Annotated in this window: 11 protein-coding genes; 6 read left to right on the forward strand and 5 right to left on the reverse strand. The window is 69.1% G+C overall.

Annotated elements, in window-relative coordinates:
- From VM306_RS21300 to VM306_RS21315, 4 genes are all read right to left on the reverse strand, one after another.
- Positions 1-403: alpha/beta fold hydrolase (locus VM306_RS21300; RefSeq protein WP_325517745.1), on the reverse strand; the 403-nt coding region annotated here is incomplete at its 3' end.
- A gap of 706 nt (positions 404-1,109) precedes the next feature.
- Positions 1,110-1,676, reverse strand: coding sequence for a GNAT family N-acetyltransferase (locus VM306_RS21305; RefSeq protein WP_325517747.1), 567 nt, complete (start codon positions 1,674-1,676; stop codon positions 1,110-1,112).
- 293 nt (positions 1,677-1,969) lie between these two features.
- On the reverse strand, positions 1,970-2,323 hold the full coding sequence (locus VM306_RS21310) for a VOC family protein (RefSeq protein ID WP_325517749.1): 354 nt from the start codon (positions 2,321-2,323) through the stop codon (positions 1,970-1,972).
- Positions 2,324-2,367: 44 nt separating this feature from the next.
- Entirely contained in the window at positions 2,368-3,288 is a 921-nt protein-coding gene (locus VM306_RS21315; protein ID WP_325517751.1) for an RNA polymerase subunit sigma-70, read from the reverse strand.
- A 56-nt stretch (positions 3,289-3,344) separates the two neighbouring features.
- Between VM306_RS21315 and VM306_RS21320 the strand changes: the two genes are divergently transcribed.
- Positions 3,345-3,938: a maleylpyruvate isomerase family mycothiol-dependent enzyme gene (locus VM306_RS21320; RefSeq protein WP_325517753.1), complete on the forward strand. Its 594-nt coding sequence runs from the start codon at positions 3,345-3,347 to the stop codon at positions 3,936-3,938.
- Here VM306_RS21320 and VM306_RS21325 read toward each other — a convergent pair.
- The gene (locus VM306_RS21325) at positions 3,931-4,374 is read right to left on the reverse strand and encodes a MarR family transcriptional regulator (protein WP_325517755.1); all 444 of its coding nucleotides are present in this window, start codon (positions 4,372-4,374) and stop codon (positions 3,931-3,933) included. The genes VM306_RS21320 and VM306_RS21325 overlap by 8 nt on opposite strands.
- A 54-nt stretch (positions 4,375-4,428) precedes the next feature.
- On the opposite strand from VM306_RS21325, the gene VM306_RS21330 reads away from it, so the two are divergent.
- The 5 genes from VM306_RS21330 to kdpB all read left to right on the forward strand — a co-directional run.
- A complete protein-coding gene (locus tag VM306_RS21330) occupies positions 4,429-6,405 on the forward strand; it encodes an MMPL family transporter (protein WP_325517757.1) in 1,977 nt (658 codons plus the stop codon).
- A 15-nt stretch (positions 6,406-6,420) separates the two neighbouring features.
- A complete protein-coding gene (locus tag VM306_RS21335) occupies positions 6,421-7,524 on the forward strand; it encodes a winged helix DNA-binding domain-containing protein (protein WP_325517759.1) in 1,104 nt (367 codons plus the stop codon).
- Positions 7,525-7,800: 276 nt separating this feature from the next.
- Positions 7,801-7,899, forward strand: a complete 99-nt coding sequence (gene kdpF / locus VM306_RS21340; RefSeq protein ID WP_325517761.1) for a K(+)-transporting ATPase subunit F — start codon at positions 7,801-7,803, stop codon at positions 7,897-7,899.
- Positions 7,899-9,521: a potassium-transporting ATPase subunit KdpA gene (gene kdpA / locus VM306_RS21345; protein WP_325517763.1), complete on the forward strand. Its 1,623-nt coding sequence runs from the start codon at positions 7,899-7,901 to the stop codon at positions 9,519-9,521. The genes kdpF and kdpA overlap by 1 nt, the downstream gene beginning before the upstream one ends.
- Positions 9,518-11,375 (forward strand): potassium-transporting ATPase subunit KdpB (gene kdpB, locus VM306_RS21350; protein ID WP_325517765.1); only part of this gene is annotated, 1,858 nt, incomplete at its 3' end. The genes kdpA and kdpB, both read left to right, overlap by 4 nt.

An 11,375-nucleotide genomic window follows, 5' to 3' on the forward strand; every position in this document is an offset into this window, starting at 1 on the left:
CGAAGATCGTGCGCAACGCGGCGGGCGGCGGCACGGACGCCGTGATGACCTTGCGCACCAGATCCGGCCGGATCGCGGCGAGCCGCCCCGCGACACCGGCCCCGATGTCGTGCCCGATGACGTCGACCGGCTCGTCCGACAACGCCGCGTTCACCGCCGCGGCATCGGCGGCGAGCGTGAGGCCGTCGCTGAACTGGAGTTGGTCCGCCGTGGACGGGTGGTGCCCGCGCAGGAACGGCGCGACCACCCGGCGGCCCGCGGCGACGAGGCGTTCGGCGAGCGGTCCGAACGACGCCGGGTGGTCCGGGAACCCGTGCCAGCACACGACTACCGGTCCTTCGCCTGTGACTAGTGCCGGGAAGTCGAGCCGTTCGGTCCGGATGACGATCTCGTCGAATCGCATCAGAAACCCCTCTGTGTCCGGAGGTCTGCTTGGGTTGGGAAACCGGTCCGTGTTGAGGGGCCGGGCTGCATCGAGCGGCCTGCATCGAGCGGCCTGCTCGTGTTGAGAGGTCGGCTCTCGTTGGGGAGCCGGTTGGGGAGCCGGCCCACGTCGAGAGGTCGACTCGCGTTGGGAAGCCGGCCACGTCCAGAGGTCGGATTGCGTCGGGAAGTTGGTCCATGTTGAGAGACCGACTCGCGCTGAAAGCGCCAGCCCGCGCCGAAGGGCCGGTCCGTGTCGCGAGGCCGGTCCGTGTCACGAGGTCACCTCGCACCGAGAGGTCACCTCGCGTTGAGAGGCCACCTCGCGCCCAGAGACCACCTCGCGTGGGAAAGGTGGTCCGCGTGGGAAAGGCGGTTCGTGTGGGAAAGGCGGTTCGTGTGGGGAAGGCGGTTCGTGTGGGAAAGGCGGTCCGCGTTGAGAGGCCCACTCGCATCACAGACTCACCCGTATCCAGAAGTCGGCTCACGCCGAAGGGTCAGCTCACGCCGGGACGCCGGCCCGCGTCGACAAATCCGCCCGCATCAGACACCCACCGCGATCGGGAGCGACCTGAGTCCAGGCGCCGGTTCGCGTCCGCAAGCCCGCCGCATTAGACGCTGCGCCCCGCATCCCGAAACCCGCCCGCATCCCGAAAGCCCACCCGCGCCCAAAAGCCAGCCAGGCATCAGAAGTCCACCCGCATCACGAAACGCCGCTTGGTCGGGTGCGTGACCTGCGCGAACCCGGCCTCCTCGAACACCTGGCGCGCACCCACGTGCATCTCGCCCCACGTGACGTTCTGGCCGGGCGCGGCGATCATCGGGTACGCCTCGACGGCGCGGGCCCCGTTCTCGCGCGCGTGTTCCACGGTCGCGGCGGCCAGTTCGTAGGTGAGGCCCTGCCGTCGGAAGCCCTTGCGCACCACGAAGCACGTCACGGCCCACACGCCGTCGTCGTCCTTGTCCTCGGTGCGGCCCTTCCAGGGGATGGGCATGTCCAGGAGCTTCGCGTAGTCGCGGCGCGGCTCGACGGCTACCCAGCCGGCGGGCTGGTCGTCGACGTAGGCCACCAGGCCGCTGCCTCGGGCGGACTGTTCCTCGTGCGCGGCGTAGCGCTCGTCGCGCGTCGAGTCGCGCCAGATCCAGCCCTTGACCTTGTAGCGCTGGCAGTGGCACTTGCCGGGTTCGGAGCCGTCGAAGATGGCCTCGACGTCCTCCCACGGCACCTCGTCCGACGCCACGATCCGGATCATGACGACCAGCCTAGGGCTCCTGAGCCGGTCCCACGGTGTTTCAGGCCGACTCCGAGCGATCCGGCCCCCCGCGCTTCCTTGCCTTGCGGAACGAGTGAATCGCGATTTCGGTTCCCGGGCTGTCCACAGGCTAACCTGAAAGTAGAAAGCGCAGGTCAGTGCGTCGTCGGCCTGTGGACAACTTGAGATCTTGAACCCGACTGGACCCCGACTGAGCAGACCCCGACTGAGCAGACCTGGACCGGACAGACCTGGACCGAGCAGACCGAGACCGGGCGCAAGAAAGCCGAGAGCTAGAGATCCTGGGTCAGGTTCACCGGATTACCGTCGGGATCGAAGACGTGCGCCACCCGCTGCCCCCACGGCATGTCGTTCGACGGCCCCTGCACACGGCCTCCGGCCGGCTCGACCAGCGGCAGCAACGCGTCGACATCGGCGACGTCGATGCTCAGCGTGATGCGTGGAGGCGCCGCCAGGTCGGCCGGCTCGTCCACGAGGCCCAGTGACGCGTCGCCGATGCGCAGCGTCTTGTAGAACACCGGGCCCGAAGACGGGTAGCGGGCCACCTCGACGGCGCCGAACACCTGCGTGTAGAACGCCTGCGCCCGGTCGAGACCGGGCGTGACAATGATGGGCTGGATCGCCATGGCTTCCTCCTAGTCCACGGAGATACGAGCCGAAGCGGAAGAACTCATCGGCGCGGAGCCGAAGAAGGCGTGGAACCGAACAAAGGCAGCAGCGACGGCACGTCCAGGAAGGTCGTGCTGCCCGTCACGAGTCCGTCCCGGACGTCGAGGAACACCAGGCCGAACGGGTCCGTCATGCCGGGCCGCATCTGCCAGTACGCGGGCGATCCGTTGGCGGCGACCGGCACCAGCCACGCGCCCGCGCACGCCGCGGACGGGTCGCGCAGCGCCAGTGAGATCGGCTCTCGGCCGCGCAGCCACCAGGCGAACGGCGGCATCGACATCGTCGCGTCCTCGTGCAGCAGAGCGACGAGGGTCTCCACGTCGTGCCGGTCGAACGCCTCGCAGTAGCGGCTGAGCAGCGCCTTCTGGGCTGGGTCTGCGGGTCGTAGCGGCTCGCCGGGGTCGGACAAGGGCAGCGTTGCCCGCGCGCGTTGCAGAGCGCTGTTCACTGACGCCACCGATACGGACAGCAGCGCCGCGACCTCGGACGCTTGCCATGCCAGCACGTCGCGGAGGATCAGCACCGCGCGTTGGCGGGGAGGCAGGAACTGCAGCGCCGCCACGAAGGCCAGTCGCACGGTCTCGCGCTGGATCGCGCGGTCCTCCGGTAGCACCAGGGCGTCCGGTACCGGCTGCACGAAGACGCGTTCGTGCAGGGGAGCGCCGATGTCGCCGCCGGACGGTCCCAGGTCTACGGCCAGCGCGCGGCGTTGGGCGCTGCGCAGCATGTCTATGCAGATGTTCGTGGCGATGCGGTAGAGCCAGGTTCGCAGCGACGCGCGTGATGCGTCGTAGGTGTCGTGTGCCTTCCACGCGCGCACGAACGTTTCCTGCACGGCGTCCTCGGCCTCGAAACCCGAGCCGAGCATGCGGTAGCAGTAGCCGGTCAGCTCGATCCTGAACGGCTCCAGCGTCTCGATCACGCAAAAGACCCTACGCGGACCGATTGGTTTGCGGAGGGCGACACGTACACACGGGTATGACGGACGACATTCGCGCGGCTATCCGGGCAGAACGACGTGACCAGGCTGAACTTCTCGAGACGCTCAGCGAACGGCAGTGGGGCGCACCCAGTCTGTGTGAGGGGTGGACGGTCAAGCACGTCGTCGCCCACACGACCCTGCCCTACCGGGTCAAAGGCACGCGGGTGCTGTGGGAGATCGTGAAGTCGGGCGGCCGGTTCAACCACGCCTCCGACCGCATGGCCCGCGCGGACGCCGGGGCACTGTCCACGAACGACCTGGTCGAGGTCGTGAAAGCCAACGTCGGCCACCCGTGGACGCCACCCGGCGGTGGGGAAGGGGGCGCGCTGTCGCACGACGTCATCCACGGGCTCGACATCACCGTCGCGCTCGGCCTGGACCGGAAAGTGCCCCACGACCGGCTGAAACTCGTCCTCGACGGGATGAAGCCGAGCAACGTCAAGTACTTCGGAGCAGACCTCGGGAACAAGCGGCTGGTAGCCACCGACATGGACTGGGCGTTCGGCGAGGGCCGGCCTGTGCGCGGGCTCGCCCAGGACCTGCTGCTCCTGGTCTGCGGCCGGACCCTGCCGCCGGGACGGCTCAGCTGACGGCGGAACGGACCTCGGCCGTCGCCTTGATCGTCGCGGTGAGAAAACGGGCGACGACCTGGCGTTCCTCCGCGCTCATCCCCTCCCAGGCGGCGGCGTAGCCGCGGGCCAGCGGCGCGAAGAACGCCGCCGCCAGGGCCTGGGCGTCGGAGAGCACGCGGAGCTCCACTCGGCGGCGGTCCTCGGGGTCGCGTTCGCGGACCACGTGGCCGGCCCTCTCCAGGCGGTCCAGCACGGACGTCGTGGCCGAGGCGCTCAGGTTCAGGGCCTTCGCGAGCGAGCCCGGGGTCATGGGCGTCGTCATGATCAGGTTCAGCGCTGTCATGTCGGTGGGGTGCAGTGAGTGCGCCGCGCTGAAGATCTCCAGGAACCGGTTCGACTCCATCACCAACCCGCGCAGCAGCATGCTCAGGTCGTAGTCGGTTGCGTCGTTCACGATGCCAGCTTACAGTTCGGTCATCGAAACGTTCGGCGATCGAAGGATTGACTGATGCGAGTCCTGGCCGGGGTCCTGCTCGTCGTCTGGCTGGCCCTGGGCGGCTTCACCGGGCCGTACGCGGGCAAGCTGTCGGAGGTCGCGGAGAACGACAGCAGCGCGTTCCTGCCCAACTCCGCCGAGTCCACCCAGGTCGCCGAGCTGCAGAAGAAGTTCCAGCGCGACAACGCGATCCCGGCGATCGTCGTGGTGGAGCGGCAGGGCGGGCTGACCGACGAGGACAGGAAGTACCTCGCCGACGAGGTCAAGGGCTTCCAGGCGTCACCGGTGATCCCCTCGCCGAACGACGACCAGGCCGCGCAGGTCGTCGTGCTCCTCGACCCGGCCAAGGACGTCAAGGACTCGGTCTTCCAGCTCCGCGACGGCACCCGTGGCGCTCCCGAGGGTCTGACGGTGCTGGTCACGGGACCGGCGGCGCAGGTCGCCGACCTCGTCGAGGCGTTCGGCGGCATCGACGGGCTGCTGCTGATCGTCGCGGGCGCGGTGGTCGCGTTGATCCTGCTCGTGGTCTACCGGAGTCCGTTGCTGCCGATCGTGGTGCTCATGTCCGCGGTGTTCGCGCTCGGACTCGCCAGCTTCGCCGTGTACCTGCTGGCGAAGAACGACGTGCTGGCGCTCAACGGCCAGAGCCAGGGCATTCTCTCGATCCTCGTGTTCGGCGCGGCGACGGACTACGCGTTGCTGCTCGTGTCGCGGTTCCGCGAGGAACTGCGCGACACCGAGGACAGGTTCACGGCCATCCGCACGGCGTGGCGCGGCACGATCGAACCCATCGCGGCGTCCGCGGGCACGGTGATCCTCGGCGTGCTGTGCCTGCTGTTCAGCGACCTCGACTCCAACAAGGGGCTCGGACCGGTCGCGGCGATCGGCATCGGTGCCGCGTTGCTCACGACGATGACGTTCCTGCCCGCGACGCTCGCGTTGCTCGGACGGGCCGCGTTCTGGCCGTTCGCGCCGAAGTTCGGCTCACCGCACCCGGAGACGAGCGGGCTCTGGGGCCGTGTCGCGACGTTCGTGCGCGGCAAGCCCCGCGCGATCTGGATCGTCACGACGCTCGTGCTGCTCGCCGGCGCCGCGTTCCTGCCGCAGCTCAAGGCGTCCGGCACGGCGCAGTCCGACGTGTTCCTCACCGAGGTCGAGTCCGTCGCGGGACAGGAGGTGCTGTCGCGGCACTTCCCCGGCGGCACCGGGTCGCCGACGGTCATCATCGCCGCGGAGGGCAGGACCGCCGAGGTGCTGGAGAAGTCCGAGGTGGACGGTGTCGCGGACGTGCGGCCCAGCGGAACGGCCGAGGGACTGGTCCGCATCGAAGCCACGCTGAAGGACGCACCCGACTCGGACGCCGCGGTCGCGACGGTCGAGCGCATCCGTGCGGCGGTGCACGGGATCGGCGACGCGAAGGTCGGCGGGCCGACGGCGACGCTGCTCGACACCAGGACGACGTCCGAGCACGACAGGCTGCTGATCATCCCGATCGTGCTGGTCGTGATCTTCCTCGTGCTGGCGCTGCTGCTGCGGTCGTTGCTGGCGCCGTTGCTGCTGATCGCGACGGTGGTGCTGTCGTTCGCGGCCACCATGGGAGTCTCGGCGCTGGTGTTCAACCACGTCCTCGACTTCCCCGGCGCGGACCCCGTGGTGCCGCTGTTCGGGTTCGTGTTCCTCGTGGCGCTGGGAATCGACTACAACATCTTCCTGATGACCCGCGTGCGCGAGGAGACCCAGGAGCTGGGCACGGTCGACGGGACCATCCGCGGCCTCAGCCTGACCGGTGGCGTGATCACGTCGGCGGGGGTGGTGCTGGCGGCCACGTTCGCGGCCTTGGCCGTGCTGCCGATCCTGTTCCTCACGCAGATCGCGTTCATCGTGGCGTTCGGCGTGCTGCTGGACACGTTGCTGGTGCGGTCGTTGCTCGTGCCGGCGCTGTCGGTCGACATCGGCGGGCGGATCTGGTGGCCGTCGAAGCTGCGGTGAGCGAGGATCACCCGCATGACCTTCACAGCTCGTCAGCTCAACCGCGCCACGCTCGACCGGCAGATGCTGCTGGAGCGTGAACCGGCCGGCCTGCTGACGGCCGTGGAGAAGGTCGTCGCGATCCAGGCGCAGGAACCCGCCTCGCCGTACATCGCGCTGTGGAACAGGATCGCCGGTTTCGACCCGGCGGCACTGGACGAGGCGTTCACGAGCGGGACGGTCCGCAAGGCGTCGCTGATGCGGGTCACCCTGCACGCCGTGACGGCCGCCGACCACGAGGTGTTCCACCACGCGATGCTGCCCGCGCTGAGGGCGTCGCGGTTGTACGACAAGCGGTTCAAGGGCATGGACATCACGATCGAGCAGGCCGACGCTCTGCTGGAGCACGTGCTCGAGTTCGCCGCGTCACCCCGGCAGAAGGCCGAGATCGAGGAGCTCCTGCACTCGCACACCGGCGACGTCGGCGAGCCCGGCGTCTGGTGGGCGCTGCGGACCTACGGCGGGCTCGTGCACGCGCCGACGGGCGGGCCGTGGTCGTTCGGGCAGCGGCCGTCCTACCAGGCCGTGACGACCGAGCCGCGCGAACGGATGGCGGCGCTGGCCGGGATGCTGCGCCGCTACCTCACCGGCTTCGGGCCCGCGACCGTCCTCGACATGAACCAGTTCACCATGCTCCCGCGCACCTCGATCCGGGAAGCGTTGGCGCTGCTGGACCTGGTGAAGGACGGCGACCACTACGACGTTCCGGACAGGACGGTGCCGGACGAGGACACTGCGGCGCCGCCGCGGCTGATGGCCATGTGGGACAGCACCTTGCTCGCCTACGCCGACCGCAGCCGCATGATCCCCGGGCAGTACCGGAAGCTGGTCATCCGCAACAACGGCGACACCCTGCCGACCCTGCTCGTCGACGGGTACGTGGCCGGGGTGTGGCGGCCGGCCGAGGACGGTGGGATCGAGGTGACCTCGTTCCACCCGCTCACCGAGGACCAGTGGGCCGGTGTCGCGGAAGAGGCGGCGGCGTTGCGCAAGCTCCTGGGAGACCGCGATCCGCAGGTCTACCGGCGGTACGCGCGGTGGTGGAACGGCCTACCGGCTCACGAGGTCCGCGTCATCTGAGCACCGGCCCGCACGGCCTCACACACCGTGACCCCGATGCGCCCAGCCGGATGAGACCGGGGTCTCCCCGGCCTCAAGAACGCGTAAAAGCCGCCCCCGCCCGCGTAAGGACGTTGTCAGGCACCCCCTGACCAGGCAATCGGTGATGCACGCTTCCGAGCGTCCTCAAGACCGAGTCGTGGAAGGGAGCGGCGTCATGGCCGACATGGCCTACGCGTTGCTGCTGATCAGGAGTTTCGTCGTGCTGGGCCTGACAGTGCGTGGACTGGAGAGGTTGTGAGCACGGGACTCGCGGCCAACGCCGTGGCGGGAGTGCTCGCACTCGCCCTGATCGTCTACCTGTTCGTCGCACTCATCAGGCCGGAGAAGTTCTGATGTCACCCCTCACGGCCGGCCTCCTGCAGGTCGGCGTCCTCGTCGCGGCGCTGGCGGTCGCGTACCGGCCCCTGGGCGACCACATCGCGAAAGTCTTCCAGGCCAAGGGACATCTCCGCGTCGAGAGAGCCGTCTACCGGTTAGCCGGGATCAACCCCGACGCCGAGCAGAAGTGGAGCACCTACGCGTACGGGGTGCTGGGCTTCTCGTTCGTCGGAATTGTGTTCCTGTACGTGCTCCAGCGCCTCCAAAGCCTGCTGCCGTTCGACTTCGGGCGTGGGAACGTGCCCGGAGGGATGGCGTTCAACACGGCCATCAGCTTCGTGGCCAACACGAACTGGCAGTCGTACGTGCCGGAGGCCGTGATGGGCCACGCGGTCCAGATGATCGGCCTCACCGTGCAGAACTTCGTGTCGGCCGCGGTCGGCCTGGCGGTCGCGATCGCGCTCGTGCGCGGGTTCGTCCGCGGCCGGACCGACCGGCTCGGCAACTTCTGGGTCGACCTCACCCGCGGCACCGTCAGGATCCTGCTGCCCCTCGCGTTCATCGGCGCGCTCGTGCTGATCGCGTTCGGTGTCACCATGAGTCTCAAGTCCGGGGTGGACGTCGACGGGCAGATGGTGGCGAACGCGCCCGTCGCGAGCCAGGAGGCCATCAAGGAGCTCGGCACCAACGGTGGCGGTGTCCTCAACGCCAACTCGGCGCACCCGTTCGAGAACCCGAACGAGTGGACCAACCTCATCGAGATCTTCCTGATCCTGGTGGTCCCGGTCGCGCTCACCCGCACGTTCGGGCAGCTGGTGGGCGACAAGAAGCAGGGATACGTCCTGCTGGGCGTGATGGGCGTCATCTGGACGGCCATGCTCGGGGTGATCTGGGCGGCCGAGGCGACCGGGCTCAGGCCGTTGGAGGGCAAGGAGCTCCGGTTCGGCATCCCCGGCAGCGCGATCTTCGCGGACGCCACGACCGGCACCTCGACCGGCGCGGTCAACTCCTCGCACGACAGCTACACCGGGCTCGGCGGTGGTGCGGCGCTGCTCAACATGCTGTTCGGCGAGATGACGCCGGGCGGTGTCGGGACGGGGCTCTACAGCATCCTGGTGATGGCGATCATCGCGATGTTCCTGGCGGGCCTGATGGTCGGCCGCACGCCCGAGTACCTCGGCAAGAAGCTGGGGCGCAAGGAGGTCACGGCCGCCGCCGTGTCGATTCTCGCCATGCCGACGGTGCTGCTGATCGGCGCGGGCATCGCGGCGGTCCTGCCGAGCACACGGGCCGCTCTCGACAACCCTGGCGCGCACGGGCTCTCGGAGATCCTCTACGCCTACGCGTCTGCGTCCAACAACAACGGCAGCGCGTTCGCCGGCATCACGGTCACCAGCGACTGGTTCCAGTCGTCGCTCGGCCTGTGCATGCTGTTCGGCCGGTTCATCCCCATCGTCGCCGTGCTCGCCCTCGCCGGATCCCTGGCGCGGCAGAAGAAGGTGCCGGTCACGGCGGGCACGCTGCCGACGACCGGGCCGCTGTTCGCGACGCTGCTCACCGGCTCGATCGTGCTGGTCGCCGCGCTCACGTTCGTTCCCGCGCTCGCTCTCGGTCCCATCGCGGAGGCACTGCTGTGACCACCGGGCCCGGTCTCGTGGACGCGGTTCCCGAGACCCTGAAGAAGCTGCACCCGCGCCACCAGCTGCGCAGCCCCGTCATGTTCGTCGTGTGGGTGGGCTCCGTGCTGGTCACCGTGTTCGCGGTGATCGACCCGAGCGTGTTCACCGTCGCCGTCGCGGCGTGGCTGTGGTTCACCGTGCTGTTCGCGAACCTCGCCGAGGCCGTCGCGGAGGGACGCGGCAAGGCGCAGGCCGACTCGTTGCGCAGGACCAAGAAGGACGCTGTCGCGCGGTTGCTCGACGGCAGAACCGTCGCCGGCACCGAGCTCCAGGTCGGCGACCTGGTCGTCGTGGAGGCGGGGGAGGTGATCCCCGGCGACGGTGACGTGGTCGAGGGCATCGCGACCGTCGACGAGTCGGCGATCACCGGCGAGTCCGCGCCCGTCATCCGCGAGTCCGGCGGCGACCGGTGCGCGGTCACCGGCGGCACGACGGTGCTGTCCGACCGGATCGTCGTCAAGATCACGACCAGGCCCGGTGAGTCCTTCGTGGACCGGATGATCGCGCTGGTCGAAGGCGCGGAACGGCAGAAGACGCCGAACGAGATCGCGTTGACGATCCTGCTGTCCACGTTGACGGTCATCTTCCTCCTCGCCGTGGTGGCGTTGCAGCCGTTCGCCATCTACTCCGGCGGCGAGCAGTCGGTGGTCGTGCTGACGGCGTTGCTGGTGTGCCTGATCCCCACGACGATCGGGGCGCTGCTGAGTGCCATCGGCATCGCGGGCATGGACCGGCTGGTGCAGCGCAACGTCCTCGCGACGTCGGGCAAGGCGGTCGAGGCGGCGGGGGACATCGACACGTTGCTGCTCGACAAGACCGGCACGATCACCTGGGGCAACCGGCGCGCGACCGAGTTCATCCCGGTCGGCCCGACGTCGCAGGAGACGCTCGTGGCGGCCGCACGGCTCGCGAGCCTCGCCGACGACACCCCCGAAGGCCGCAGCATCCTCGAACTGGCGGGCGGACGGCCCGCCGACGAGCACGAGAAGACCGGCGAGTTCGTGCCGTTCACGGCGCAGACCAGGATGTCCGGCATCGACATCGGCGACCGCAGCATCCGCAAGGGCGCGGCGTCCGCGTTCGAGCTGACCGGCACCACCCGCGCAATCGTGGACGAGATCAGCGCCCAGGGCGGCACGCCGCTCGTCGTAGCGGAGAACGGCACCGTGCTCGGCGTGATCCGGCTGTCCGACGTCGTGAAGCCCGGCATGAGGGAACGGTTCGCCGAGCTGCGCGCGATGGGCATCCGCACGGTCATGGTCACCGGCGACAACCCGTTGACCGCCAAGGCCATCGCGGAACAGGCGGGCGTCGACGACTTCCTCGCCGAGGCCAAGCCCGAGGACAAGATGGCCCTGATCCGCGAGGAGCAGGAAGGCGGACGGCTCGTCGCGATGACCGGCGACGGCACGAACGACGCCCCGGCGCTGGCACAGGCGGACGTCGGCGTCGCGATGAACACCGGCACGTCGGCCGCGAAGGAGGCCGGCAACATGGTCGACCTCGACAGCGACCCGACCAAGCTCATCGAGATCGTGGAGATCGGCAAGCAGCTGCTGATCACGCGCGGTGCGCTGACGACGTTCTCCGTCGCGAACGACGTGGCCAAGTTCTTCGCGATCGTCCCCGCGCTGTTCGTGGCCGTCTACCCGCAGCTCGACGCGCTCGACGTCCTGCACCTGGGGTCGCCGGAGAGCGCGATCCTCTCGGCGGTCATCTTCAACGCCCTGATCATCGTCGCACTCGTCCCGCTGGCGCTCCGCGGCGTGAAGTACCGGCCGATGATTGCCGACGCGCTGCTCCGGCGCAACC

This window comes from Lentzea sp., from assembly GCF_035525475.1.
Lineage (GTDB): Bacteria > Actinomycetota > Actinomycetes > Mycobacteriales > Pseudonocardiaceae > Lentzea.